The organism is Anaerobacillus sp. 63XJN7_5_ISO-PGPR-S23-430, assembly GCF_056173695.1.
The window spans coordinates 1,458,771-1,484,827 of sequence record NZ_CM149686.1 but is presented as its reverse complement, the minus strand read 5'-3'; the positions used below and the strand labels follow the sequence as shown (position 1 = coordinate 1,484,827).

Here is a 26,057-nt window from a genome sequence, read left to right as displayed (position 1 = left end):
TAGCAACTTGCTAGCGCGTTTTTCTCGTTTTCTTAATTTGTAATAACTCTATTTCCTCAAACATTCACCAGCTTATTTTCATAAACTGGTAGGATCACTTCGACGGTAGTTCCTTCTCCTTCAACACTTGTTAAGCGCATTCTCCCGTTATGGTTATCAATAATGCTAAAACTAACCATTAGTCCCAGTCCAGTCCCATTCTCCTTCAACGTATAAAATGGTTCGCCGATCCTTGGCAATTGGTGCTCTGGGATACCTACACCCTGATCTACAAACGTTATAACCGCTTCTTTTTTCTCATTTTCTTTTACCTTTACAAAGATAGTGCCACCATCAGGCATCGCTTCAATAGCGTTTTTCACAACATTGACAAACACTTGCTTTAGCTGATTTTCTTCACCTAAAATAGGAAAGTGATCACACTCATACTGTGTTCGAATAACAATGTTTTTCAGGATTGCCTGGGATTTAAGAAGGGCGACTACGTGCTGAAGCAACGAAATAAGATCACTTTCTCCAAACTCTTTCTCTTGAGGTTTTGCAAGGAGCATAAATTCACTCACTATGAAATTAATGCGATCAATTTCCGATAACATGATTTGAAGAAACTCTTTTGATTTATCGTCTTCAGAAGAGCTATAGACTAATGTTGCAAAGCCTTTTAAAGAAGTAAGTGGATTTCTTATTTCATGTGCAACTCCCGCAGCGAGCTCTCCTACCGCTGTTAATTTCTCTGAGCGTCTTAGCAGTGCTTCCGTTTCTTTAAATTCTGTAATATCCTCCACTATGACAATAACACCCTGTACTTTTCCATGAACCATATGAGGAATGGAAATTAACTTCACATGAACCGAGTGACCTTCTCGATGAACAATGGCAGATTCACACTTTTGCGGAATACCTTCTTTCGTTCTTTCAAAACAATTTAACGTCTGCTTTAAGTAACGCTGATCCACGAATTGAAAACTCGTTTTATTACTTGTGCTATTCGATGAGTAGCCACTCATTTTTTCTAAAGCGGGGTTCATATTTAGTATTTGACCACTAATATCTAGTACCATGATACCATCGGGACTATTTTCGACGAGTGAGAGGTATTTCCGCTCGCTCTCTTGAAGTTGTGTGGCCTGTTCTTCTAACTTTTGACCTCGAATCACACTAATTAAGGTTAAAACAGAAATAATGAATATGCCAATCAAAACAAGATACTGCAACACCGTATTTTCACTGTAGCTTTCTATTTTAAAATTTGAATTTGAAGCCGAGGAAATCATCGTAAAATAATGAACGGCGAGAGTACCTAGACCAAATACAATTGCCCCTGATAATTTCCCCCAGGAGTTCCGTTTTTCATTTGATACACCATAAACTAACCAAAAACTACAAACTGTCGAAATGAAGGCGATCAAACCTGGAATGACAATTTTCCACCAATCTGTCAAATGATAAATCTCTCCTAATAAATAGACAGATGTTAGCAATTGCAAAAAGACCAAAACAATGGTGAGAGAGAAACTTGCCACTACCAACTGTTTCAATTGTCTTTTTGATGAAATGATGTTGAATGACAGGAGTGATCCAACAATAGGAATAACTAAAGTAATGATAACAAACCATGGATTGTAAAAGGTTGAGTCGGCTGTTGAAATCCCTAACAGTACAAGATACTGTAGAATCCAAATCCCTGCTCCCATTGCTAATGCACTGCCAAATATCCATAGCTGTCGATATGAATGCGTCATATTGTAAGCCTTCTCATGAAAATCAAAAGCTGTATAAGTATAGCTAACTACCATTAAAATCGAAATCAAAATAAGAAAAAAATGAAATTCATAGATGAGGTCTTCCATGATACGCTCCACTCCGTTTTCCATAACAAAATCAGTTCAAGTGCAAGTAATTCCTTTCACTATTAGTAGTCATTAGACATTCATCTTCAAATTCCTTCCACATTTTCTTAGATGATACAATTTTCCCATCTCATTTCCCTATCATTTAATCTGCTCAAGAAAGTTTCCACATAAAAACAGCCTGCATGAAAGGGCAGGCTGTTACAAACATATCTTATGGCTAATTCATTTCAAAAAAGGGTAAGGGGGAAAGGAAGGAGGATCTTACATGCCGCAAATATTATTTAAAGTACAGGAAGTTAAGCGACTACAAGACCATCACATACCCAACACGCTTGAAGCGAACGTCGAAGTGGAATTTATCAATCGAGAAAGTGGTGAACTGTTAAAGACAGGGCTTATTCCCGTTCGTTTCAATGAACACGGATCTTTCCCATCCATCTCTCATATCCAAATTTTCGAAGAAGAAAAGAAATTACAAACCAAACTCTTATTCGACATTCGACGATACGTACGAAAACTTCGCCCGTATCTTCAGCCAGACGATGAATAACTAGGCTTCAAATAAATAACGATAAATATTACAGGCAACTTGGATATTCATAAGGTCTGAAGGGTCATTAAAATTAATCGTTAGTATTTCTTGTATGCGTTGAATTCGATAGTTCATTGTATTGACATGAACATGGAGCTGTTCAGAAGCGTTTTTTAAATCTTGTCCGGTCGATAAGTAAACAAATAAAGTTTGAAAGAGCTCTCCTTTGCGACGTTTTTCATAAGCTAGCAACGGAGAGAGATACTCAAGCGCATAACTTGCTAGATCTTCTTCTTTATTGTTTAACAAGAGTCGAAGCGCCCCGATTTCTCCATACCATGATGAATAACCCGCGAATGTAAATCGCTTTAGAAATTTAATCGTCTTCTTCGCTTCTTGAAAAGAGTGATCAATGGCACGAATCCCTCTAACTGGTTTTCCAATTCCGATTCTACAAATTTTTTCAGTTGTGACAGAAGCAATCAACTCATTAAATTCTTGGATGAACTGATTAACAGTAAGAATGGATGATTCTATGCCTTTCTCATCATCTTGATGAAACAGCAAGACAATTTGACGCCCCCACTCTGTAACACGCACTGTTTTCTGATGATTTTTCTCCAGTAAATGCTGAATAGATGCATGAATACATCTTCTAAACCATTCCTCGCGTCCTTGTACAAACTCCTGAGGTACATCGATTAAAGCGATTGTGAAATAACCATTTAATCCTGTCTTCAATCGCCCTGCAAGGTAACTTAAATCCGCTTCATCCTCTTGTGGCGATAGTAGATGGATGAGTAATTCTCCAGTTAAACGCTGTTGTTCTTTATGCTCCGATTCCTTTTTCATTAGCTGAAGACCCGCAACTGTACATGCGTGAAAAACGGCTGACTGCTCAAACCTTGTAAGTGGAAGCTTTTCAGAAATAATAGCGAGATAACCGAGTGGAAATGACAATCGACCAAGAGGAAAAAGTAAAGAATCTTCATCTGTTTGCACAACTTCTAACTCATTTGTCTCATTTTGAATGGTACTCAAATGATTAAGAATAATGCTTTGTAAGCTTTTTTCTGCCTTCCAATCAATCTGACTAGAAGCCTTCACCTCTCCAAATGGATCATAGATGGCTACGCTCTTTCCAATAGACTTTGTGAGATACGTGCAGATTTCTTGAAACGAGTCTTCATTCATCCCTATGTCAGATAGTGCCTGGTGTGTATCTACTGAGATCGATAGACTCTCGTTTTGGTGAATCACTGTTTGATTAAATTGCTTTAACTTCTGTAAAGAAGCTTCTTTGTTTTGATACAAATTCGCGTTCATTAGTGCAATAGCCGCCTGTGAAGAAATAGCTTCCACAAGTCGGATGTCATCTTCTGTAAATCCTTTACCCCCATTAAACCGGTCGAGCACTATGACCCCTGTACAAGTACCTTCTTTTTTAATCGGGATACAAATCGTACTCAGCGGTAGCTCATGTGCAGATTGGTAATATAGGCTAGCATTTTGATGAGACATCGTTCCCATAGCTTTTTCGACTTCATCACTTGTTTTGAAGTGCAAAGTGGTTTCTTTCTCAAATGCAAGACCTGTCATCGACTCACCTGAACGGAGCATAACTTCATTGACCGTCTTCTTTCGAAACCCTGTCGACCCAGCCACTTTTAAACCTTTTTGTTCTTTATCATATAGAAAAAGCACACCACCATCAGCTGCATCAATGGCTGAGACGGCTTCTTCTATAACAGACTGAATGACAGAATAGAAATCTAGTGATGAGTTAAAGATTGTTGAAACTTGCATAAGTAAATGCAACTGCCTTTTGCTAAGTTCTGCCTCATTCTCAAGTAAACCCCTCGCCATCCATTTCACTCCTTTTATTTTAAGTGTTAACCTCTTCCGTCTCATAACGATGTTGCTCAAGATAAGCTAACGTTGCTTCCCCAAGCGTTTTGGCAGCAATCAACATAGCGTTCTCATCGATATCGAACATTGGATGATGATGAGGATACGTCGATTTACTCTCAGCATTACCTGCCCCGGTTAAGAAGAATGTTCCGGGAACCTCTTCTAGATAATAAGCGACATCTTCTCCGATCATTAAGGCTTCTGTTTCTACAACATTTTTCACCTCAGCTACTCTTTCTGCAGCTTCCTTCAACATCATCGTTTCTTTTTCATGGTTAACTACAGGAGGATACCCTCTGTCATAACTAAATGTATAGTCTGCCCCGCTACTCTCACACGTGCCTTTAATCATTTGTTCCATATACCCGACGATCTTCTCGCGAACGTCTCGATCAAAGGTTCTAACCGTCCCTTTCAATGTTGCCGTTTCTGAAATAACATTGAAAGCGGAACCTGCGTGAAATGAACCGATAGAGATGACTGCTGTACTTGAAGGATTGATAAACCGGCTGACAATTTGTTGGAGATTACCAACCAACTGACTGGCGATCACAATTGAATCAAGCGCCTCATGTGGGATACCCCCATGACCACCTCTCCCTTTGATCACAATTTCAAAAGAGTCAGCAGCAGCCATAATGCGTCCTGGTTTATACGCAATTGTTCCAGTTGGGAATCCAGACCAAAGGTGTGTTCCAAAAAGAACATCCACTCCCTCTAGGCACCCGTCTTCAATCATTGGCTTTGCTCCACCAGGTGTAATCTCTTCAGCAAATTGATGAATAAAGACGACACGACCTGCTAATTGGTCTTTTTGCTCATGTAGTGCTTTTGCTAAGTGGAGAAGCGTTGATGTATGACCATCATGACCGCACGCATGCATCACACCTGGAACAGTGGATTTGTAGGGTACTTCTTTTTCATCATTGATTGGAAGGGCATCAAAATCAGCACGTAAGCCCACTGTCTTTCCTGGCATTGCACCTTCTAAAGAAGCCACTACTCCTCTGCCACCGACATTTATTTTAACGTCCATGCCAAGTTCCTCGTAGAAATCTGCAATTAGTTTAGGTGTTCGAACTTCATGGAATGACAATTCAGGATTCTGATGAAGATCTCTTCTTAGGTCAATCATTTGTGGTACTAAATCTTCTAATCTCTCAAAAAGCGCTTTTCTCATGTTTCATTCCCCTCTCCTCTATCTAAAACAAAATAAACTTCACTCTCTTATTACGTTACGAGTATTTTAACAAAAATTCTGAACTTTATAAGTAGAAATCAGAAATCTATTGTGAAATATAAAGGATTCTTCAATGTAAGCGCTGTATTCTCATTAAATCACCAAAAATACCAGTGCGGAGTAATGTCATTCCAAGAATATCGTTAGTTGCAATAGAGCCATTCCTTTTTTAAAATGAATAGTATTAGAAGGGAGAGTCAAGATGAATATTTTGATTTTAGGAGCAACAGGACGAGTCGGAAGCAACATTCTTACATTAGCTCTCTCCGATCGGCATCAGGTGACTGTTTTAGCACGATCACCTGAGAAGCTCCCTACAAATAGTAACCTTACGATTGTCGAAGGGGATGTTCTCAATGAAGACGTCGTTGAAAAAGCCGCCAAGGGCGTTGATGTGATCGTTAGTGCACTTGGTACTGATAAAACAACAACGTTATCAGATAGTACCCCGATTTTAATACGGGTGATGAAAAATCAACAGATTAATCGGATTATCACCGTAGGAACAGCTGGCATACTTAATAGCCGAGTCGAACCAACTCTCTATCGTTTTGAATCCTCTGAGTCTAAACGAAAGACAACGCGAGCAGCAAGGGAACATCTTTCTGTTTATGAAATGCTCTCTGCTAGCGATCTGGACTGGTCAATCATCTGTCCTACTTATTTGCCAGATGGCCCGGCAAAAGGAGAATATCGCGTGGAAGAAGAATATCTTCCTGATGGTGGTCGTGAAATATCAACCGCAGACACGGCTGCTTTTGTATACAAGGAACTCTTCGATCGCAATCACTCCTGTAAACGTGTGGGGATTGCTTACTAATTACTGAGACATGCCTGTATCTTTTATCGTCACATCAACGTTTACTGATACAGGTATTGTTTCAAGGTATTCATGTTTATCTAGGTTTTTCCATTCTTGATATGATAGTGAATGCCTTACATATTGCCCTAGTCCAAGACTATCCGTTTGATTTTCCTTTAACACTTTAAGAATCCCCTCCGCGTCACGTTCAATATGTTCCGCAATTACCTTTTCAATTTTCTTAGTTTCGTTAGTACTTGAAATTTCTTTTGCTCCTGTATCCTCAATGACTGAGCCACGCATCTTCACATTTATTAGAATGTGATCAACCTTACCATTACTTTTAACAACCTTAATTTTCCTATTACTCTTAATATAATCAAAGTGAAGGTTGCGGATGTTATCACCATCCGGAATTTTAATCGTTAATTCCCCACTTTTTACTTTTCCAAGAAGAAATAAAAAAACCTTTGACTGAAGTAAATCCAAATGGGCTACATACTTATCTTCTCGAAAAAGAGCAGTTCCCATTAACACTAGATCATCATCTTCTCTGCTAAAAAGAGGGGCGACCGGATCAATGCCGTCATCAAAGTAATCTCTTGAAAAATGAAAGATGTCCATCTCTGGAATCGTAAATTTATCCGTTTCCGTTTTTAACATTTTGTCAACATAGCTACCTACATCCGGTTCGACATCTGTCTTAATGATCTCTTCCCCTTCTCCAAACGCCATGACAAGCTTCACTTGTGAACCAATTTCCTGATCTCGTTCCATCGATGTAATGACACGACTGACCCCTGCTTCAGCAAGTGTTCTTCCTATTATGATTGAATGAATTTGTCCATTGACAACCTGTTGCCTCGTTTTGGATGAGAGAAGATCTTCAGCTTCTTTTTTTGAATTGGCTACCGTATCAATGATTTCGTCCTGCTGGGATGTCTCACTTGATAAATCGGGGAATGAAGCCGTTACTTTTAACTTTCCTTCCTCCCCTTCTATTCGATCAAAACCAATCATACTAATAATCGCCAGGTCTTCAATTACTTTCTTGTCATTACAACTTGTCAGAACGATCATGGCTAAGATAACAATACATAGCTTTTTGTTATTCCGCATGTCGTTTCCTCCTTATACTTCTGATCCAAAGCGTTACGAGCAATAGTATAGGAAGCCCAAATGCAATCCCTGCAGCTGCTAATCCAAAAATTAATAGCCAGGGCGCTAGCTCGTATGCTACATCCACCTTTAACGTGATCAAATAAGCCACAAAGATGAGAATGAATACACACCACTTTTCATTAATAGCAGGTATTGCTCTATTGAGCAGGAGCTTCGCTGCCCATAAATACATAACGACGGTTATAAGAATTTTCATTAAGAACAAATTGAAAACAAGACTTTCAATCCTCTCAATAAGCTCGATTTCAATATAAGCAATCAAATTCAGCACTGGAAAACTAGTTAATTTAAGCTGATCAAATGAAAAATACATAAATGAAACGAAACATGTAAGCCCATAGACAACTGTTGTAATTACATGTCCAACATAAACACTTCGAAACCATTTAGGCTTTGTTTGATCAATATAAGGAAAGAGAAAGAGCACAATTTCAAAACCTAAGAAGGCAGTATAGACCTCGATCAGTCCTTGAATAGGATTACTCCCATCTTTAAAGATAAATGGTGTTAAGCGCATCAAAGAAGAATAAGGAATATGATAAATAAGCATAAACGTCATCCAAATCGTCAAAAAAAAGAAAACGGTTGTTGTTTTCGTAATTGTATAAATGTCTTTAACGACAAGATATAAGGCGAGGAGCAAGATAATACTATACAGCAACAGCAAACTGGTATTTTGAAAAGCAAGGACTTGCGTGATGAGCATGTAGTCTTTTCCTACAAGAAGAGGGAGAATTGACCATATAAGCGCTAATATGACATAAAAAGGGGCAAGAACCTTTTGCGGAACAAGCCCTTCCATAATTTCAAATACATTCTCTCCCCTCCGAAAACGATTCACAAGAGAAACGAGAAAGATGTTTAATCCAGCAATGAGGGAAATAATGAGAATCATAACCCAGCCGTTTGTTCCGAAACTCACCGCGAGCATTCGAGGTAATTTATATAGCGTTACACCTGATTGAATCATATAAATCAGGATGGCGAGGTGGAATGGCGCTATTTTTTCCGACATTAATATCCCTCAATTTCTATCAGCTACTTACTTCACTTTTTTCTTATTTGAACTTCTCGGTATAGCTGGCCTCGTTTTCATTAATGAGTAAGGAGCCCTTAATAAGAAGTCGCCCCAGTCTTTCTTGAAAAATGGGGATAAGGGTGCTAAATATGGTGCTCCAACGCTCGTTAAGCTACTTAAATGAATCACAAGAATCGTCAATCCAATCACGATTCCGAGATTGCCAAGTAATCCTGCGAGTAGAATTAAACCGAACCGCGTTAGACGGATACTTGCACTCATTACATAACTTGGAACTACAAAAGAAGCAATGGCAGAGCTTGCCACCACAATAATGAGAACGTTGCTTGTAATACCAGCCTGAACAGCCGCTTGCCCTATGACAATACCGCCTACAATACCGATCGTTTGTCCTACTTTTGTAGGCAGGCGAGCACCTGCTTCACGTAAAAATTCCAGAGTAACTTCCATAATTAACGCTTCATATAAAGGATCAAATGGTACTTTGCTTCTTGAACCGGCAAGAGTTGTTAGAAGTGACTGTGGAATCATTTCATAATGAAAGGATGTGACGGCAACGTATAGGGCGGTAAATCCAATCGTAATCATGAATGCACCAAAGCGCAGTAGTCTTGTGGCCGTTCCAGTAATCCACCTTTGGTAATAGTCATCACCCGTTTGAAAGAAGTCAAAGAAGCTTGAAGGGGTAATAATCACTGCAGGACTACCGTCCATAACAATGACGACTTTTCCTTCTACAAGTGCTGCTGCAATCGCATCCGGCCTTTCTCTTAACATAAATTGCGGAAAAAGCGCATTAGGCTGATCCTCAATTAATTGAGTAAGAATATGTGAATCATAAACGGCATCAATTTCAATTTTTTCAATCCTATTAGTCAAATCTTGAACGATTTCATCATTTGCAATTCCTTTAATATGAAGAACATAGACGCTTCCTTTTGCCACTTCACCTACTGGAATTTCATTAATCTTTAAGTGTGAACTTCTCACACGTCTTCGGATCATAGAGAGATTGATTTCACTGCTCTCCACAAATCCTTCATGTGGTCCTGTAATCGTTGTTTCCGTTTCGGAAGGCTGAATTTCACGCTGCTTTGGTCCAGAAATATTAATTAAATAAGCTTGTTCTTTATGAAAAACAACAGCCTCTCCCTTTAAAATGCCATCAATTAGCTTCTTCTCATCATCTGATTTGTGAAAGTTCGATCTTCTAAGGAAAGGTAGGGAAGCTTCTTCAGAAGCATGGTAAAGGGGTTCAAGCAACTCCATCTTCAGCAGTTGATCGTTAACTAAATGCAGGAAATAAATAATTGAAATGCTTAGCTCCGGGAAAGTTCGATGAACAAGGTCATCACAATCGCTGAAGTTATCTAAAATAAGCTCTTGAAGGGTGGTTTTGTTGTTTTGTTGGTTATCCGATTGCTGATCCATTTCTTTCAATTTATGAAGTCGTTTGATTGTTCTCCTTCTAACCATTGTAAATCCCCCCTCATACGTTAGTTCTAGCTTTTGGAGATAACGTATGAAATATGCATTTCTTGGGATAAATGAGTCACAAAAGCAATTAATGCTAAATGAAAACAAAAAAAGAAGACGAGCTTTTTATTAGCCGTCTTCTTCTCGTTTTATTTTTGTTTTAATGCCGCTTCAAGGGCAATAATCATCATCTCTTTAAATGTTGTTTGTCGTTCTTCAGAGGTCGTTTCTTCCCCCGTTACGATATGGTCGCTAACGGTTAACACCGTTAAGGCATTCACGCCGAACTTCGCAGCAATTGTATAGAGAGCAGAAGTTTCCATTTCTACACCAAGTACCTGGTAGTCAGCAAGCTGCTGGAAGATTTCCGGATTGTCACGGTAGAAGGAATCACTTGTAAACACATTCCCTACATGAACGCTCATTTCCTTTTCTGCTGCAGCGTCGTAAGCGTTTTTCAAAAGATTAAAATCAGCTGTAGGAGCAAAATCCATACCGTTAAACTGAAGGCGATTCACACCTGAATCCGATGTCGCGCTCATTGCAAGAATAACATCTCTTACTTGCACTTCCTTCTTTAATGCTCCACATGTTCCAACACGAATAAGATTCTTAACACCATAGCTCTGAATCAATTCGTTCACATAAATCGAAATAGATGGAACACCCATTCCAGTTCCTTGAACAGAAATTCGTTCGCCTTTATATGTACCTGTATATCCAAGCATACCTCTTACTTCGTTGTAGCAAACGACATCTTCTAGGAATGTCTCTGCGATATACTTAGCACGAAGCGGATCTCCTGGTAGTAGAATCGTTTCCGCAATATCCCCTTGTTTTGCACCAATATGAACACTCATAGTCGTACCTCCTTGATATAATACGTACACTAACAAAAGTAGCATAAGATCCGCTCTTATGCCACACGCAATCATATAATAGTAGCCTATCCTTCCTTAAAACACACTATACAGGAGGTTAGCGAGCTTACTAAATGCTATTTATACTGTTGTTAATCTTTACCCCACTCATTAACTTAGTCATAAAAAAAGCCCGAAGCGGACGCTTCAGACTTTTTATATAAGGCCTTAATAATATGGTGAGATCATCAAGTAAACGACAACACCTGTAATACTAACATACAGCCAGATCGGCATCGTCCACCTAGCGATTTTACGGTGTTTAGCCACTTGCATGTTTAATCCTCTCGTAACCGTAATTAAAGCCAGAGGAACAATAGCGGCAGCTAAAATAATGTGCGTAATTAAAATAAAGAAGTAAATGGGAACGATGATGCCTTCTCCTCCAAACGAAGTGGATTCAGAAAGCCCATGATACGTCACATATGAAACGAGAAAGAGTGCCGTTGTTGTAAAAGCAGCAAAAATAAACCGCTTATGCATTTTAATATTCTTTTGCAAAATAAAAATGAGCGCTGCTACTAAGAAAACAAATGTAAAGCTATTAAAAACAGCATTTAGCAAAGGGAGCAGCGTAATATCAAATCCCACGTCACCACTGTACTCAGGTAGGAAAAAAAGGACAACAACGAGCACATTCACTGCAATTGATAGCCCGACAATCCATGGTGTATAATTCCGTTGTTTAACATCATTCATTAGATTTCTTCTCCTTATCACAATAATCTACCTTTTAAGGATAAGAAAGTTTCTCGGATTGAGCAACCAATGAGGTACATCTCACACGTAAATTTCAAATTCGTGACACGATTTGTTCACATTAAGGTGTCCATTGATCATGAATAATTCCAATTAAATAGAATTGTCCGTTATATTCAGAGAATACCAATTTAAGACTTTTCCAATCCATTCCTTCGAATTCTTCCGATCCGGGCACAAAAAATTCTACATAGTGACTTTCCGGAAACACATCCTTAATATTCTGTATGCTATTTGTTTCCCGATGAATGCCATCAAACGTAACGATTTCCGTCTCGCTAAATTCTACATCGTATACATATGCATTAAAATATTCCTCAGGCGATAAACGAATGGGATCGCCTCTTCCTGCTTCTGTTCCCCATTCAAGCTGCTTAGAGTTCTTAAAGAACTCTTTTAGTTGAGCTGGCATAAACACTTGAGCTCGTTTTACTTCTATCGTTCCATAGGGAGAAAATAGCACACCTTTTTTTGGGTGAACAAATTTAGAAAGCTCTTTGCCATCTTTCGATTTAATCGCATTTAACACGTTATACCCTTGCTTCATTACGATACTTTGAACAGATTCTGTGCGCTCTGCTTCCACTTCTCCTGAATCTTGAGACTTCTCCTCAACAGTTGAACATGAAATACTGAAAGCAATAAGCAGGAAGAAGATGACCAGTTTTTTAAGCATTGTACTCATCCTCCCTTTTCTTCTCAATCACTTACCTACTATATTCGCCGTAATTGAATCCATTCATTCTATTTCAAAAAAATTTACGAATCTTCCCTTCAAAATCCTTGCACACACCTTTCCGCAAAGGAATCAGCTTGGTATCGCTTACAGCCATATACCATTATATTTATTTTTCAAAATCCTACTGTAACTTCAATCACACAATTTGATTTTAACGCGAAAAAGCTATAAAATTTTTACTTGGGAACCCGGTAATATCTTCTATTACGGGATCGATAGAATTTCAGCAGACGTTTTATCATTAACAGTCTTTACTGATGAATTAAGGAATTCACTGTTCCTTCCATAAGTTCCCTCTGGAACAGCAATAATCAAAAAGTGAGGTCACAAAGATGAATCAACCATCAAAACAGGCTTCTGTTATCGTGATTTTCGGTGCAACAGGAGATCTTGCCAAACGCAAGCTATTTCCATCACTCTATAACCTCTATTGCAAGGGAGTACTTGCAGAGGATTTCGCTGTTGTTGGAGTAGCAAGAAGACAACTTACTAATGAAGAATTCCGTTCAAATGTTCATGACTCTGTTATACATACAGCATGCATGGATAAAGATGACAAGCATGAAGAATTTAGCAGTCACTTCTTCTATCAACCATTTGATGTTACGAAGAAAGAATCTTACCAGGAATTAAATGAATTAACACAATCGCTTGATGAGAAATTTAATATTCCAGGAAATCGCATTTTTTATATGGCGATGGCTCCAGAATTCTTTGGAACAATTGCATTAAATCTAGACTCTGAAGGTTTAACAGATGGTGACGGCTTTAATCGCCTCGTTATCGAAAAACCTTTCGGCCACAATTTCCCATCAGCTCAAAAGCTGAATGATGAAATTCGCCAAGTGTTCTCTGAAGATGAAGTTTATCGTATCGATCACTATCTTGGAAAAGAAATGGTGCAGAATATCGAAGCGATTCGCTTCGCCAACTCAATGTTTGAACCACTCTGGAACAGTCGCCACATTTCAAATATCCAGATTACTTCTAGTGAAACGGTTGGTGTCGAAACACGTGGTGGATACTATGAAAAATCTGGCGCTCTACGTGATATGGTCCAAAACCATGTCCTACAGATGGTTTCACTTCTAGCGATGGAACCGCCTGTTAGCCTCTCAACAGAAGAGATTCGCGGTGAGAAGGTTAAAGTGCTTCGCGCGCTTCGTGCAGTTAAACCGGAAGAAGTAAATGACTACTTCGTTCGCGGTCAATACAAACAAGGCGAAGTAGATGGAGAGACATTACCAGGCTACCGTGAAGAAGATAATGTGGATGAAGAATCAAATACAGAAACATTCGTTGCAGCGAAGCTAATGATTGATAATTTCCGCTGGGCTGGTGTTCCATTCTATATTCGCACTGGTAAACGAATGACAAATAAATCTACTAAAATTCTGATTGAGTTCAAAGACTTGCCAATGAACCTTTATAAGAATGAAAGTGGCAAGCTCGGACCGAATATCCTGGTCATTCACATTCAACCTGAAGAAGGCATTACGCTTCACTTGAATGCCAAAGATACAGGCGATATGCGTAAAACAACACCGATCCAGTTGAATTTCAATAACGATCAAGAAAACAACATGAACTCCCCTGAAGCATATGAACGCTTGCTTCATGACGTGATGCGTGGGGATGCAACAAACTTTGCTCGCTGGGATGAAGTAGCTCTCTCATGGCAGTTCATTGACCCTATTTCCGTGACATGGGCTAACGAGAAAGAACAAGACTTCCCGAACTACCCGGCTGGATCTATGGGACCTAAAGCAGCAGATAAACTTCTTGAAAATGATAACTTACACTGGTGGCCCCTACCGAAAGAGTAAAGTAATCGAGACACTGGAACTCTATAAATTGAACACGCTCTTTGTGTTCCTATTCGACAAACATCGTAGTTTCTGCGATTCGTCGTAATTGATTCAAAATGACAAAAGAAAGATACGTGCTTCACGTATCTTTCTTTATCATATACACTACTATTTGAAAGGAAGTGTTTCTTAATGAAAATGTATGATGTAAGTGCACCTATCTTTAATGGAATGGCCGTTTATAAGAACAAGGAAGAAAAACAGCCTGAAATCAACACGACGACGAATGGCCATGTAACAGAGTCTCGTCTATCTCTTGATGTACATACGGGCACTCACGTAGATGCTCCGCTTCATATGATGAATGATGGCGCAACGATTGAATCGATTAATCAAGAAGATCTTGTTGGAAAAGCCAAAGTAATCGACGTCACGAATGTAAAAGGTGCTATATCTGATAAAGATATTGAAGCTGAAGACATCCAAGAAGGAGACTTTATCCTTTTCAAATCACAAAACTCTTTCGAAGAGGAATTTAACTTTGACTTTGTTTTCGTTGGTGAAGACGCTGCACGCTACCTTGCAGAGCGAAACATTCGCGGAGTTGGCGTAGATGGTCTTGGTATTGAACGCAGCCAGCCTGAACACCCTACACACCGCTCTTTATTCGAAAAGGATGTTATCATCATGGAAGGCTTACGCCTAAAAGACGTGGCGGCTGGAGAATACTTCATGGTTGCCGCACCTTTAAAACTTCAGGGAACAGATGCATCACCTGCTCGCGTTTTATTGTTTGAAGGATTAAAAGAAGCATAGTACAAAGAAAGCCAGGGTGAATCCCTGGCTTTCTTACTACCTTCTATGATTGATATACCCATACTGATAATATGGAGGGTTTTCATGAAGTCCCTACTTTATCTTTCTAGAAAGTTAAGTTCTCGATTGACTCCAAGTATTTGGTTTCTCTCTGTAGTCATTTTCGCCTTATTCCTCGCATTTATTCTTCCTGAAGTATCGGAAAGATCGTATGAAGTCACTAGGACAAGTGATTCTCCTGATGGCTCTTTCTTTTATACTCCTGAAAAGCTTTATAGCGTTGCAGAGCAATATGGAGAAAGCGGGAGAAGCTATTATATTAAAGAGCGTTTCAGCTTTGATATTATTTGGCCACTCGTTTACTGGTTCTTTTTAACCACATCGATTACTGTTCTCTTTCGAACTATTTCCAACGAAAATTGGCTACTTCTAAACTTACTCCCCTCTTTCGGTGTTCTATTTGATTACTTAGAAAACATTTCAACATCTGCTGTGATGTATTTTTATCCAACTACGTTCCCATTCATTTCATGGGCTGCACCGTTCTTCACCTCAATCAAATGGTCATTCATTTATGCTAGTTTTTTACTCATACTCATTGGCGGTCTATTGCGATTCATTCAAGTTGGTAAAAAGATGGTGTATAAATTTAAAAACTGAAAGTAAAAAACCGCTAACCCTCCCTTAAGGAAGTGATTAGCGGTTTTTGTTTAACTTTTAGTCTTCAAGCCATTCTGTGTGGAACACACCTTCGCGATCAATACGCTGATACGTGTGAGCGCCGAAGTAGTCTCTCTGCGCCTGTAGAAGGTTTGCTGGAAGAGTTTCGCTACGATAGCTGTCATAGTAAGCAATCGCGCTTGCAAGCCCAGGAACAGGAATTCCACGCTGTACAGCAAGTGAAACGATATCACGAGCAGCACCCTGATAAGATTCAACGATTTCCTTGAAGTATGGATCAAGAAGAAGGTTCGTTAAGCTAGGCTCACGGTCATAGGCTTCTTTAATGTTTTGAAGGAAACCAGCGCGGATTATGCAACCACCGCGGAAGATCATAGCGATTGAACCATAATCTAGATTCCAATCATACTCATCTGAAGCAGAACGCATTTGTGCGAAGCCTTGTGCGTAAGAACAAATCTTACTCAAGTAAAGAGCTTTACGGATCTTCTCAATTAGTTCTTCTTTATTACCATCAAACGCTGGTACATTAGGGCCAGCAAGAAGCTTGCTTGCTTTCACACGCTCTTCTTTCATTGCAGAAATAAAGCGGGAGAAAACAGATTCCGTAATGATTGAAAGTGGTACACCAAGATCAAGAGCACTTTGACTTGTCCATTTACCTGTACCTTTTTGTCCAGCTGTATCAAGAATGACATCTACAAGCGCTTTGCCTGTTTCAGGGTCTTTCTTCGTAAAGATATCAGCTGTAATTTCGATAAGGTAGCTATCAAGCTCACCTTTATTCCATTCTTTAAATACTTCGTGAAGCTCATCAGTAGAAAGACCAAGCACGTTCTTCATCATGTAATAAGCTTCACCGATTAGCTGCATGTCACCATACTCGATGCCGTTATGCACCATTTTCACATAGTGACCTGCTCCATCTGGACCGATATATGTTGTACAAGGATCGCCATCTACGTTTGCAGCGATCGCCTTAAAGATATCTTCAACTTCACTAAACGCATCCGGTTGTCCACCAGGCATAATAGAAGGACCATTAAGTGCGCCTTCTTCTCCACCAGAAACACCAGTACCAATAAATCGAATACCTTTTTCTTTCAAATCTTCGCTACGCTTTTGCGTGTCTTTAAAGAACGCATTCCCGCCATCAATGATGATATCATCTTTATCAAGATGTGGAAGCAGCTGGTCAATCGTCGCATCCGTCGGCATGCCAGCTTTCACCATTAGCAAAATTTTTCTAGGTGTTTCTAGAGATTGAACGAACTCTTCAATGCTGTATGTATCCTGAAAATTTCGTCCTTCAACTTCTGACATCATTTCCTTTGTTTTTTCTTCAGATCGGTTATACACAGAAACAGAATAGCCGCGACTTTCGATGTTCATCGCGAGGTTCTTCCCCATGACCGCCAATCCAATAACACCAATTTGTTGTTTTGACATCTTATTCCCTCCAGCTCATTTCCTATTTTTCGTTAACTCACCTATCGCAAACCATTTTGTTACAAGTGAATCACCCTATTGAAATAGTATGTTCACCTGCTATCAAGCTAGTCACGCGAACAGTCTGACAGTATGCATTATACGTCTTTCCTGCTAACCGTGCAAAGATTAGTAACTAAACAACATGGTATAAATAACCTATAAATATCATGATAGAAAATGGCATATTCAAGAGATCCTTATCACACCAATGAAGTATGCGCTTACAAAATTCATTATTGGGAAACGGGGTACATTACGATTATAATTAATGGGTTAGCATAGATAGAAAAGGAGTGGTTGAATTTTGAACGAAAAACAACGCGCAGGCGAAGAAGCCGCTAACTATGTTCAGAATGGCATGATTGTTGGGCTTGGCACAGGCAGTACTGTCTATTGGACAATCCTCAAAATCGCGCGAATGGTTAAAGAGGGATTGGATATTAAGGGAGTAGCAACATCGACTAATACTGAAATACTCGCTCGTGAAAACGGCATTCCCCTTCTATCCCTTGAAGAAGTGTCCTCCATTGATTTAACGATTGATGGGGCAGATGAATTAACAGAAGATTTAACCCTTATAAAAGGAGGGGGCGGTGCCTTACTTCGCGAAAAAATTATCGCTTATCATTCGACACATATGATCGTTGTTGCTGACTCTAATAAATTTGTGAAAAAGCTTGGGACATTTCCTCTTCCAGTAGAAATCGTTCCTTTTGGATATTTAAAAACCATTAACGCTTTAAAGAAATTTGGATGTCAAACGGCCATACGAAAAAAAGAAGGTTCATTTTACGTCACGGATAATGGCAACTACATCGTCGATTGTCAGTTCGGAGAAATTAATTACCCCTCTACTTTGCACGACAATCTTAATCAGGTTCCAGGTGTTGTAGACAACGGGCTTTTTATTGGCTATGCTGCTAAAGCAATTATTGGTCAGGAAAACACAATTACATATGTGGAGAAATAATAAAACCCGGCAGAATGGTCCTACCCCTGTCAAGTAGACAGTCTAAAAAAACTAAGCTGCCAACGCGTGTCGATATTCAATCGGCGCGCGTTGCTTTAATTTCTTCTGGAAACGTCTGTAGTTATAGTGGTAGATGTAATCCTCGATTGCTTGTCTGATCTCGTTTTCTGTTTTACACTGATTGATATACAACTTCTCTGTTTTGAGATGCGAAAAGAAGGACTCAATGCAGGCATTATCCAGGCAGTTTCCTTTGCGAGAGTGGCTGCCCTTAACGCCGTATTCTTCTATTCGTGTGTTGTATGCCTTAGACGTATACTGAAAGCCTTGATCCGAATGGAGAACGGCTTTCGTTACGTCTTTTTTCTTTGTCCATTGCGCAACTGTATCTAGTACAAGCGCTAAATCGTTGCGTTTAGAAAGCTGCCAGCTTACGATCTCATTGTTGAATAAATCTTGAATCACAGATAAGTAATAGAATCGTTTACCATCTGATACATAAGTAATGTCCGTCACCATTTTCTGATTCGTTCCATTTGCTTTAAAGTTTCGTTTTAGCCTATTGGGATTGATCACAGATGGAGTGTATCCATGCCTTTTCCTCTTTCTACGAATCACCGATTGAATGCCCATCTCGCTCATCAATCGATACACCTTTTTGTGGTTGATGCGGTAACCACTTTCTTTTAATAAACGCGTCATAGTAGGGTAACCTGTTTCCGGATGAAGAAAATGAATCCCCATCATATGCATTTGGATGTCATGATCTTGATTGGCCCTTTCTTCGCGCTTTACTTTACTAGCTCTCCATTTGTAATAGCTGGATGGTTGGAGGGAAGCAATCTCTAACAACCAGGTAACAGGAGCTTTATTCCTTAAATCTTCCACGGTTTCATACTTTATTTTTTGCGTGATTTTCCCTCCTTTTCGAGATTTTGATACTGCTTTTTTAAGTAATCCACCTGCGCTTTCAGGTAATCTCTCTCTTCTTCAATTGTTTTAAAGTTTGTGCGTGGCCTACCATGCATAGGATTTACCTCACTGCGACTTCGAATATCAAACGGCTCACCGTTTTTCCACTTCCTCACCCAGACTTTCAGCTGTGTACTATTTTTTATTCCTAATTCTTCCGCTAAAGCTTTGTAACTTTGAGAACCATTAATGTATTTCATCACGGCGTTCTGTTTAAACTCGTCTGTATACTTCTCAAACCTCTGCCCTTTTTTAGCCATAGAAAAAATCCCCTCCAAGCATCATTCTTTCCTCCACCATATCATGGAGGTTTTTTTGAATGTCTACTTAAAGGGGATAATATCAGAAATGCCGGGTTTTGAGTTATTTAATGATTAATACGGGACAATGAGAACGCTGAAGGACCGTATGACTCACGCTTCCGAGGAACCACTCACGTAATCCGTTCAGCCCCCTACTCCCCATAATAATAAGGTCACGATGATGCTCATCTGCATATTTCACAATTTCATTTCCAGGGTTCCCTTCAAGAACCATTGTCTTCACTTTATGATTTGGTAGCTGAACGTCTAACTTTTCGCTAATCCCCTTCAGCATATCCACCGCTTCTTTTCTGAGTTCATTTAAGATACTCGCGTAAACAACAGCAGAGCTAATTTGCGCTGTAGGGTTTAATGCTGTGACAACGTCAATTTCAAGAGAGTCATTTTCTTTTGCCATAGCGATCGCTTCATTTAATGCTTTAACACTCAGGTCAGATCCATCAAAGGCTACAAGAATTTTATTGTATTTTTTCATTGCAACATTCTCCTCCCCTGTTCTACTTTCATTTTAACATAAGAAAAGAACTAGTCCTGTGACATTAATCACGAAGAGATGTTTCCTTACGGTGTTTTTTGTAGAGAATTTGCTCTGTCAAAATCGCAGTAATGGAACCGAGAATAAGTCCATTGTTTAGAATAGACGCCGCAATTGGAGGTGCTTGCTGAAAGGCTTCGGGTGGAATAAACATTGTTCCAATCCCAACCATAAAGGAAATCCCTATTATAAATGGTTTTCCCTCTGACTGATCTTTCTTAAACTCATTGAAAGCAATTCCAACCATATTCACAAATACAATAAAGATAACAGCATACCCAACCGGTTCAGGTAGCGCTGCAAAGAAGCCCATTAAGGCTGGAAACAAACTAATGATAATAATAAATCCACTTCCAAGTACAAAAGGAAGTCTCTGCTTTAATCCTGTTGTTAATATAAATCCAGCGGCACCCGAGATCGGCACGCTTCCCACCGCAGAAAAAACGCCTCCAAGTAATTGATTTATGCCAGAAACAAAACCTGCTTGTCTATAGCGTCCCATTGGCTTTGTATTTGCCAACTTACTCAACACCTCTTCGACTACGCGAATACTTGCAATCATGTTGGTGAGAAGAAGCAGCGTGACTAGAAAAGCTGTGATTATCATGCCGGAATCCCATGTAGGATAACCAAATGCAAGTACCTCAGGAAGCTCAATGATTCCTCCCTCAGGAACAACGATCGGTTTGGCTAGTCCAAGCACCGCAAAAATGATCCACCCTATAATTAGGATAATGAGAATACTGTATTGTTGAATCATGGCAGGCATAGAACGTGAAAACCAAATGGAGATAAATACAAGTAAAAGCGATAGTCCAGCAATTCTAAGATCAATGCCTTCTTTTAAATAACCAACACCCATCATCCCATTTAGAAACGATCCGCTAAGTTGAGCAACAAGAAGCAAGAGATAAATTCCTGTCACGACCGGTGTAAAGAGACGAGATAACTTTTCTACTAATCCAAACGCACTAAGAAGAATGAAGATCACTCCGCTTGCAATCATTGCAAGCTCAAGTGCTTGTAGCGTCTCTATATCAGATCCGAAAAGGGTAGAGCTTAATCCTGCATAAAGCACAAATACTCCCCACCATAACCCGGCAGGACCTTCATTAATAGGTAAGCGATGACCGAACGTTACTTGAAGTATTCCGGCTACGCCAAGCACAAACATCGTTCTTTGTACGAAGCCTGCTGCCATGGCAGGATCCATATGGAACAAGCTAGCGATAGCAACCGGAGCAACGATTGACCCTGCAATCATAAAAACGGCCCATTGAAGAGCAGATAATGTATTACGCATGTAAAAGCCTTCTTTCCTTATAACAAATTATATACCCCACTTATTTTATCAAAGTGACTGAATGAGGTCATTACGTATTTTTCCACTATAAAAAAGATCAAGGCTCTGTTATACTATTTTATTGGTGATTTGATTTAATCAAATACACGGGTGGGAGAGGGAAACACAAGTAAGAAGGGAATAAAGTGAAAACGGAAATTTATTTTGATTTTCAGGCTCACGATACTTCACTGAAGAAAGAAATTCTTGCAGGCATTACATCATTTTTTACGATTGTTTATATTGCAGCGGTTAACGCGTCAATCCTTGCTGATGCAGGAATTCCTTTCGAAGCAGGAATGATTGCAACAGTCCTGACGTCAGTGTTCGGCTGCCTGTTAATTGGTTTTTATGCAAATGCACCGATTATCCTCGTACCAGGAATGGGTGTCAATGCGTTCTTTACGTATACAATGGTTGAATCAATGGGATTAAGTTGGGAGGTGGCGCTTGCTTCCGTCTTTGTTGCAGGGATTCTCTTTGCAATCACGGCATTCACACCACTTTCAGGTGTCCTGTCGAAGTCAATCCCAAGATCATTAAAAGAAGCCATTACTGTCGGAATAGGTTTGTTCTTAACATTTATCGGATTACAAAAAGGTGGCATTGTCGTTTCTAGCGATTCGACTTTTGTAGAACTTGGAAACCTTGGATCTGCTCATGTTATGGCAACTCTTGTAACGCTTGCAATAGCAGCTATTCTGTTTATCCGAAATGTAAAAGGTCATTTCTTAATTAGCATGCTTCTCGGGACAGCACTTGCCTGGTCACTTGGCTTAATTTCAACCGGTAAACAGGAAAGTTTCTCTTTTTCCTCATACGGAGCTGTCTTTGGAGCGATGTCATTCGATGATATTCTTATGCTCCCTTTCTGGATCGCAACCTTTTCAATGGCGATGATTCTTGTTTTTGAGAATATGGGCTTGCTTCACGGCTTACTTCCAGATCAATTGAAATTCGATAAATCTTACAAAGCAAATGCCATTTCAGCTATCTCGTCTGGACTTTTCGGCACAAGTCCTACCGTTTCAACTGTCGAGAGCGCCTCAGGTATTTCTGCAGGAGGTCGTACTGGTTTAACGTCCATCACAACAGGATTATTGTTCTTAACGTCTCTCTTTTTCATACCTGTCTTCAAGATGATTCCTGATTCTGCGATCGCCCCAGTTCTTATTATTATAGGCGGACTGATGATCACATCCATTCAGAACATCTCGTTACAAGATTTCTCTGAAGGGTTTCCGGCGTTCTTAATCATCGTGATGATTCCACTCACGTATAGTATTGTAGACGGTATTGCATTTGGCTTTATTGCCTATCCTTTTCTTAAAATTGCTTTAGGAAAAGCAAAAGAAGTTCCTGTTCCAATGTATATTATCGCGAGTTTATTTTTCATTAACTTCTTTTTGCATACGATCTAAGATTAACGTTATAAAAGTATGAATGAAACCTCCCTTGTTGGGAGGTTTTTTTAATATCCATCACTACATCCAAATATTGTGTGATAAGCTTGAAAAGGTGATGAAATTGACGAATATGAAAACAGCTTTTCTTATACTATCCATTCTTCTTATCTCTGCTTGTCAGCAACGAGAAGCCCAACACTCCTTTTCTGAAGCATCCTTCATTAAAAGACCTATTCCCTATATGCATCGTGAAGTGCCAACCGAACTAATTCGTTCAAAATACGAAACGCTTAAGCCAAATGAATGGGGGGAACGCGTCACAGGGGTCCAAACGCACTTTGAAACATCAGAAAAAGAAATCGCTCTTACCTTCGATGCATGTGGTGGACCACATGGCAATAACGTCGACCGTGAACTTATCAGATTTTTAAAAGAAGAGCAGGTCCCTTCAACCCTTTTCATTAATAGCAGATGGATTGAAGAAAACACCAAACTATTTCAGCAGCTCGCTACTGATCCGCTATTTCAGATTGAAAATCATGGCACCCATCATCAACCTCTATCTGTAAACGGTAATTCCGCGTGGGGTATTTCAGGAACGGGTTCAGTCAAAGAAGTGATTGCGGAAGTCAAAGAAAACCAGAAGAAAATCGAACAACTTACAGAATCGAAATCAACTTTGTTTCGGTCAGGAACGGCCTATTACGATGAAGTGGCAGTTCAAATCGCTAAGGATCTTGGTATACAAATTGTAAACTATACCATTCTTGGAGATGCTGGTGCGACTTTTACAAGCGGACAAGTGAAAAACGCTCTTATGACGGCCAAACCTGGCGATATCGCTTTGTTACATATGAATCAACCAAAAAGTGGAACGTCAGAAGGCGTGAAACAATCCGTTCCTATTCTCCGAGAGAAAGGTTTTACCTTTGTTCAACTTCACAACCAGAATTTGCAGTGACTACAATTGTTCTGAATGGTCACCTTATGAATGAACAACTAATAAGGGGTGACAACACATGAGTCAATCAAAAGGCCAGCGTGAAAGACAATTTCGAAAAAGAAAAGAAGCGCAAAACCCACACGGCAAGATTAAGTCGCTTGAACAGCTTGCTAACGAAACACCAAATAAACCTTAGTTCGATTAAACTCCTTCTAATATGGGTAAAGGCAAGTAGAGTAAGAAAGGAGTTTGTTTTATGAATGAAATGACGGTATCTGTATCCGGCATGAAAGGTGAAGACTGCATTCAACGCATTGAATCTGCCCTTCTCTCTTTAAACGGTATCGATCGAGCTCTCGCCGATTTAAATGAAGAAACAGTGACCATTGTATATGATGAAGATGCCGTTGATCCATCGGCAATCATGCAAACAATTGAAGACGCTGGCTATCAGCCTTCATAGCTTCGTTAGAGTCTGTGTAACTTGCAGGCTCTTTTTTTAGTGACGATATTCTACACAGATCAACAAAAAAACTCGAATTCTTTCCTATGAACTTTCAATCTTCGCATTTTCATGGTGGTAAGGTATAACTATGCGCTAATGAAAAGTTAAGGAAAGGGGTGGCGTGAGTGGATCACACTAACCTGAAAGTCGAAAAAAAACTCCCTCTAATGCCAGAACATTATCCATCACCTTGCTCATTAGAGGAATACAACGAGTTAATCGAGAAGCTTGAAGCTTTAGCTTATGAAAATAAAACACTCAGCACCGTTCATTATCTTGTAGCAGGTGTAGCACATGAAATCAAAAATCCTCTTACCATCATGAAAGGTTTCCTCCAGCTCATTAAACCCGATTTAGATAAACTACACAAAAACGACATAGCTGATTTACTATTATCAGAAATCCATCGAACCAATACATTGATTGAAGAATTTCTTCAAGCTGCACGTCCTATAGAACATATTAAAGAGCGTATTGATGTTGTTCCTTTCCTAAAAAATATTATTCTTCTTTTCCATAGCCAGGCGACATTGAACAGATGTGATATTACTACGAATCTAAATCACTTTACAGAACCACTCGAAGTGACGATCGATTCAGGACAATTTAAGCAAGTGTTCTTAAATATGATCAAGAATAGTATGGAATCCATTCGTAGTAGTAATAAAGAAAGCGGAAAAATTTCATTATCAATTGCAAAGCGTCTTCACTCCGTTACGATCAAAATTAGTGATAACGGAGCTGGCATGGATACGTCCACTCAACAAAAGGTCTTCCAACCTTTTTATACAACAAAAGAAAAAGGAACAGGACTTGGCCTATTCCTCTGTAAACAAATTATTCAAAATCATAAGGGAACGATTAAGGTAAGTAGTGCCCCATCGTATGGAACAACTTTCACTATTCAATTACCACTGACTCACTAAAATCCGATTTGTTCGCTTTCTGCTGAAGTCGTTGCTCTCCTTCTGTTCTTATGGAGAAGCGCGTTAACCTCACCGCCTACGAGAAGAATGATGCCCGTTAAATAGAACCAGAGCATTAAGATGATAACACCACCAAGACTACCGTAAGTTGCTGAATAGTTACCGAAATTACTTACGTAAAAAGCGAAAGCAAGAGAAATCACTTGCCAGCCAATCGTGGCAACGATCGCTCCAATAATAACCTCTTTAAATGGAAAATGCTTATTAGGAGCAAATCGATAAAGAGCTGCCAGAATACACGCCATTATTCCTACAGCAATAACCCAACGTAAAATACGGAAAAGAAACTCAGTCGAGCTCGGAAGATTAAGTGTCGAAGTAACAGCATCTATAATGACGTCACCGAAAACAGGTAGAACAAGTGTGACAATAAAGACAAGTATAAGTCCAACTGTTAGGCAAATTGAAAGCAACCTAGCTTTAATAAAAGATCTCGTTTCTTCAACGTCATATGCAAGGTTAAGAGCCCGCATCAGAGCCATCATACCGTTCGATGCAGACCAGAGAGTCCCAAGTAAACCAATCGTTAAGAGCCCTCCCTGCGGCTCACTTATGATTGATAGAACGTTATCCTGAAGTATACTTCCGGTTTCTCCCGGAGCATATTTTGTAAGAAAATCCACTGCTTCCTGTTTGTCAATCGATAAGTATGGAAGAATTGAAAGAATTAAAATAAGTAAAGGAAAAATCGAGAGCATAAAGTAGTATGCTAATTCTGCTGCAAGACTTGTTACGCGATCTTCTCCTATTTCTTTACCTAATTTTTTAACGAATGCAATCCCTGACATCTTCATTAGTCCCCTTTCTACAGTTCTTCCCTTCCATT

25 protein-coding genes are annotated in these 26,057 nt (G+C 39.5%); 11 read left to right on the top strand and 14 right to left on the bottom strand.

Features of this window, described 5'->3' with window-relative positions; all coding sequences use genetic code 11:
* Nucleotides 1-56 precede the first annotated feature (56 nt).
* Complete coding sequence (locus AC0VYJ_RS08070) at nt 57-1,850, bottom strand: ATP-binding protein (RefSeq protein ID WP_475367119.1); 1,794 nt, start codon at nt 1,848-1,850, stop codon at nt 57-59.
* Nucleotides 1,851-2,118: 268 nt separating this feature from the next.
* Here AC0VYJ_RS08070 and AC0VYJ_RS08065 point away from each other — a divergent pair, with 268 nt between their 5' ends.
* Entirely contained in the window at nt 2,119-2,403 is a 285-nt protein-coding gene (locus AC0VYJ_RS08065; protein ID WP_430242237.1) for a hypothetical protein, read from the top strand.
* Here AC0VYJ_RS08065 and AC0VYJ_RS08060 read toward each other — a convergent pair whose 3' ends face one another.
* Nucleotides 2,404-4,251, bottom strand: coding sequence for a helix-turn-helix domain-containing protein (locus AC0VYJ_RS08060; protein WP_475367118.1), 1,848 nt, complete (start codon nt 4,249-4,251; stop codon nt 2,404-2,406).
* A gap of 19 nt (nt 4,252-4,270) precedes the next feature.
* Nucleotides 4,271-5,476 carry a M20 family metallopeptidase gene (locus AC0VYJ_RS08055; protein ID WP_475367117.1) on the bottom strand — a complete coding sequence of 402 codons (1,206 nt, stop codon included), beginning with the start codon at nt 5,474-5,476 and terminating at the stop codon, nt 4,271-4,273.
* A gap of 262 nt (nt 5,477-5,738) precedes the next feature.
* Between AC0VYJ_RS08055 and AC0VYJ_RS08050 the strand changes: the two genes are divergently transcribed.
* On the top strand, nt 5,739-6,356 hold the full coding sequence (locus AC0VYJ_RS08050) for an NAD(P)-dependent oxidoreductase (RefSeq protein ID WP_430242242.1): 618 nt from the start codon (nt 5,739-5,741) through the stop codon (nt 6,354-6,356).
* On the opposite strand, the gene AC0VYJ_RS08045 is transcribed toward AC0VYJ_RS08050, so the two are convergent.
* The 6 genes from AC0VYJ_RS08045 to AC0VYJ_RS08020 all read right to left on the bottom strand — a co-directional run bounded on the left by AC0VYJ_RS08045 (nt 6,357) and on the right by AC0VYJ_RS08020 (nt 12,390).
* Nucleotides 6,357-7,457 carry a Ger(x)C family spore germination protein gene (locus AC0VYJ_RS08045; protein ID WP_430242244.1) on the bottom strand — a complete coding sequence of 367 codons (1,101 nt, stop codon included), beginning with the start codon at nt 7,455-7,457 and terminating at the stop codon, nt 6,357-6,359.
* Nucleotides 7,447-8,535 (bottom strand): GerAB/ArcD/ProY family transporter, encoded by a 1,089-nt coding sequence (locus AC0VYJ_RS08040; protein WP_475367116.1) that lies wholly within the window; start codon nt 8,533-8,535, stop codon nt 7,447-7,449. Before AC0VYJ_RS08040 ends, AC0VYJ_RS08045 begins: the two co-directional genes overlap by 11 nt.
* Before the next feature lie 27 nt (nt 8,536-8,562).
* The gene (locus AC0VYJ_RS08035) at nt 8,563-10,035 is read right to left on the bottom strand and encodes a spore germination protein (RefSeq protein ID WP_475367115.1); all 1,473 of its coding nucleotides are present in this window, start codon (nt 10,033-10,035) and stop codon (nt 8,563-8,565) included.
* A gap of 149 nt (nt 10,036-10,184) precedes the next feature.
* Nucleotides 10,185-10,895, bottom strand: a complete 711-nt coding sequence (gene deoD, locus AC0VYJ_RS08030; protein WP_430242248.1) for a purine-nucleoside phosphorylase — start codon at nt 10,893-10,895, stop codon at nt 10,185-10,187.
* Nucleotides 10,896-11,123: 228 nt separating this feature from the next.
* The gene (locus AC0VYJ_RS08025) at nt 11,124-11,654 is read right to left on the bottom strand and encodes a DUF420 domain-containing protein (RefSeq protein WP_475367114.1); all 531 of its coding nucleotides are present in this window, start codon (nt 11,652-11,654) and stop codon (nt 11,124-11,126) included.
* 121 nt (nt 11,655-11,775) lie between these two features.
* Nucleotides 11,776-12,390, bottom strand: coding sequence for a hypothetical protein (locus AC0VYJ_RS08020; RefSeq protein WP_475367113.1), 615 nt, complete (start codon nt 12,388-12,390; stop codon nt 11,776-11,778).
* Between the two features lie 395 nt (nt 12,391-12,785).
* Here AC0VYJ_RS08020 and zwf point away from each other — a divergent pair, with 395 nt between their 5' ends.
* The 3 genes from zwf to AC0VYJ_RS08005 all read left to right on the top strand — a co-directional run bounded on the left by zwf (nt 12,786) and on the right by AC0VYJ_RS08005 (nt 15,737).
* Nucleotides 12,786-14,279, top strand: coding sequence for a glucose-6-phosphate dehydrogenase (gene zwf, locus AC0VYJ_RS08015; protein WP_194221069.1), 1,494 nt, complete (start codon nt 12,786-12,788; stop codon nt 14,277-14,279).
* A gap of 174 nt (nt 14,280-14,453) precedes the next feature.
* On the top strand, nt 14,454-15,077 hold the full coding sequence (locus AC0VYJ_RS08010; RefSeq protein WP_194221068.1) for a cyclase family protein: 624 nt from the start codon (nt 14,454-14,456) through the stop codon (nt 15,075-15,077).
* Between the two features lie 84 nt (nt 15,078-15,161).
* Nucleotides 15,162-15,737: a hypothetical protein gene (locus AC0VYJ_RS08005; RefSeq protein ID WP_475367112.1), complete on the top strand. Its 576-nt coding sequence runs from the start codon at nt 15,162-15,164 to the stop codon at nt 15,735-15,737.
* 57 nt (nt 15,738-15,794) lie between these two features.
* Here the strand turns inward: AC0VYJ_RS08005 and gndA are convergent, their stop codons facing one another.
* Complete coding sequence (gene gndA, locus AC0VYJ_RS08000) at nt 15,795-17,207, bottom strand: NADP-dependent phosphogluconate dehydrogenase (protein ID WP_194221066.1); 1,413 nt, start codon at nt 17,205-17,207, stop codon at nt 15,795-15,797.
* A gap of 346 nt (nt 17,208-17,553) precedes the next feature.
* On the opposite strand from gndA, the gene rpiA reads away from it, so the two are divergent.
* Nucleotides 17,554-18,219 (top strand): ribose-5-phosphate isomerase RpiA, encoded by a 666-nt coding sequence (rpiA, locus tag AC0VYJ_RS07995; RefSeq protein ID WP_430242253.1) that lies wholly within the window; start codon nt 17,554-17,556, stop codon nt 18,217-18,219.
* Between the two features lie 51 nt (nt 18,220-18,270).
* Here the strand turns inward: rpiA and AC0VYJ_RS07990 are convergent.
* The 3 genes from AC0VYJ_RS07990 to AC0VYJ_RS07980 all read right to left on the bottom strand — a co-directional run bounded on the left by AC0VYJ_RS07990 (nt 18,271) and on the right by AC0VYJ_RS07980 (nt 21,352).
* A protein-coding gene (locus AC0VYJ_RS07990) for an IS3 family transposase (RefSeq protein WP_475366278.1) occupies nt 18,271-19,451 on the bottom strand; the annotation gives its coding sequence in 2 pieces (ribosomal slippage) (nt 18,271-19,160 and nt 19,160-19,451; 1,182 coding nt in all).
* A gap of 103 nt (nt 19,452-19,554) precedes the next feature.
* On the bottom strand, nt 19,555-19,989 hold the full coding sequence (locus AC0VYJ_RS07985; protein WP_430242255.1) for a universal stress protein: 435 nt from the start codon (nt 19,987-19,989) through the stop codon (nt 19,555-19,557).
* Nucleotides 19,990-20,053: 64 nt separating this feature from the next.
* Complete coding sequence (locus AC0VYJ_RS07980) at nt 20,054-21,352, bottom strand: purine/pyrimidine permease (RefSeq protein ID WP_475367111.1); 1,299 nt, start codon at nt 21,350-21,352, stop codon at nt 20,054-20,056.
* Between the two features lie 185 nt (nt 21,353-21,537).
* On the opposite strand from AC0VYJ_RS07980, the gene AC0VYJ_RS07975 reads away from it, so the two are divergent.
* The 5 genes from AC0VYJ_RS07975 (at nt 21,538) to AC0VYJ_RS07955 (ending at nt 25,171) form a co-directional block, all read left to right on the top strand.
* Nucleotides 21,538-22,812, top strand: coding sequence for an NCS2 family permease (locus AC0VYJ_RS07975; RefSeq protein WP_475367110.1), 1,275 nt, complete (start codon nt 21,538-21,540; stop codon nt 22,810-22,812).
* Nucleotides 22,813-22,912: 100 nt separating this feature from the next.
* A complete protein-coding gene (locus AC0VYJ_RS07970) occupies nt 22,913-23,758 on the top strand; it encodes a polysaccharide deacetylase family protein (RefSeq protein WP_475367109.1) in 846 nt (281 codons plus the stop codon).
* A 58-nt stretch (nt 23,759-23,816) separates the two neighbouring features.
* Nucleotides 23,817-23,936: a DUF6254 family protein gene (locus tag AC0VYJ_RS07965; RefSeq protein ID WP_226612411.1), complete on the top strand. Its 120-nt coding sequence runs from the start codon at nt 23,817-23,819 to the stop codon at nt 23,934-23,936.
* Between the two features lie 60 nt (nt 23,937-23,996).
* Entirely contained in the window at nt 23,997-24,203 is a 207-nt protein-coding gene (locus AC0VYJ_RS07960) for a heavy-metal-associated domain-containing protein (RefSeq protein WP_194221061.1), read from the top strand.
* Nucleotides 24,204-24,370: 167 nt separating this feature from the next.
* Entirely contained in the window at nt 24,371-25,171 is an 801-nt protein-coding gene (locus tag AC0VYJ_RS07955; RefSeq protein WP_475367108.1) for a sensor histidine kinase, read from the top strand.
* Here the strand turns inward: AC0VYJ_RS07955 and AC0VYJ_RS07950 are convergent.
* Entirely contained in the window at nt 25,168-26,019 is an 852-nt protein-coding gene (locus AC0VYJ_RS07950) for a YihY/virulence factor BrkB family protein (RefSeq protein WP_475367107.1), read from the bottom strand. The two genes, AC0VYJ_RS07955 and AC0VYJ_RS07950, sit on opposite strands and share 4 nt — an antisense overlap.
* Between the last annotated feature and the right edge of the window lie 38 nt (nt 26,020-26,057).

Coding starts and splice junctions, on each gene's coding strand:
- AC0VYJ_RS08070 (WP_475367119.1), bottom strand. CDS start 1,850: ATGGAAGACCTCATCTATGAATTTCATTTTTTTCTTATTTTGATTTCG.
- AC0VYJ_RS08065 (WP_430242237.1), top strand. CDS start 2,119: ATGCCGCAAATATTATTTAAAGTACAGGAAGTTAAGCGACTACAAGAC.
- AC0VYJ_RS08060 (WP_475367118.1), bottom strand. CDS start 4,251: ATGGCGAGGGGTTTACTTGAGAATGAGGCAGAACTTAGCAAAAGGCAG.
- AC0VYJ_RS08055 (WP_475367117.1), bottom strand. CDS start 5,476: ATGAGAAAAGCGCTTTTTGAGAGATTAGAAGATTTAGTACCACAAATG.
- AC0VYJ_RS08050 (WP_430242242.1), top strand. CDS start 5,739: ATGAATATTTTGATTTTAGGAGCAACAGGACGAGTCGGAAGCAACATT.
- AC0VYJ_RS08045 (WP_430242244.1), bottom strand. CDS start 7,457: ATGCGGAATAACAAAAAGCTATGTATTGTTATCTTAGCCATGATCGTT.
- AC0VYJ_RS08040 (WP_475367116.1), bottom strand. CDS start 8,535: ATGTCGGAAAAAATAGCGCCATTCCACCTCGCCATCCTGATTTATATG.
- AC0VYJ_RS08035 (WP_475367115.1), bottom strand. CDS start 10,035: ATGGTTAGAAGGAGAACAATCAAACGACTTCATAAATTGAAAGAAATG.
- deoD (WP_430242248.1), bottom strand. CDS start 10,895: ATGAGTGTTCATATTGGTGCAAAACAAGGGGATATTGCGGAAACGATT.
- AC0VYJ_RS08025 (WP_475367114.1), bottom strand. CDS start 11,654: ATGAATGATGTTAAACAACGGAATTATACACCATGGATTGTCGGGCTA.
- AC0VYJ_RS08020 (WP_475367113.1), bottom strand. CDS start 12,390: ATGCTTAAAAAACTGGTCATCTTCTTCCTGCTTATTGCTTTCAGTATT.
- zwf (WP_194221069.1), top strand. CDS start 12,786: ATGAATCAACCATCAAAACAGGCTTCTGTTATCGTGATTTTCGGTGCA.
- AC0VYJ_RS08010 (WP_194221068.1), top strand. CDS start 14,454: ATGAAAATGTATGATGTAAGTGCACCTATCTTTAATGGAATGGCCGTT.
- AC0VYJ_RS08005 (WP_475367112.1), top strand. CDS start 15,162: ATGAAGTCCCTACTTTATCTTTCTAGAAAGTTAAGTTCTCGATTGACT.
- gndA (WP_194221066.1), bottom strand. CDS start 17,207: ATGTCAAAACAACAAATTGGTGTTATTGGATTGGCGGTCATGGGGAAG.
- AC0VYJ_RS07985 (WP_430242255.1), bottom strand. CDS start 19,989: ATGAAAAAATACAATAAAATTCTTGTAGCCTTTGATGGATCTGACCTG.
- AC0VYJ_RS07980 (WP_475367111.1), bottom strand. CDS start 21,352: ATGCGTAATACATTATCTGCTCTTCAATGGGCCGTTTTTATGATTGCA.
- AC0VYJ_RS07970 (WP_475367109.1), top strand. CDS start 22,913: ATGAAATTGACGAATATGAAAACAGCTTTTCTTATACTATCCATTCTT.
- AC0VYJ_RS07965 (WP_226612411.1), top strand. CDS start 23,817: ATGAGTCAATCAAAAGGCCAGCGTGAAAGACAATTTCGAAAAAGAAAA.
- AC0VYJ_RS07960 (WP_194221061.1), top strand. CDS start 23,997: ATGAATGAAATGACGGTATCTGTATCCGGCATGAAAGGTGAAGACTGC.
- AC0VYJ_RS07950 (WP_475367107.1), bottom strand. CDS start 26,019: ATGTCAGGGATTGCATTCGTTAAAAAATTAGGTAAAGAAATAGGAGAA.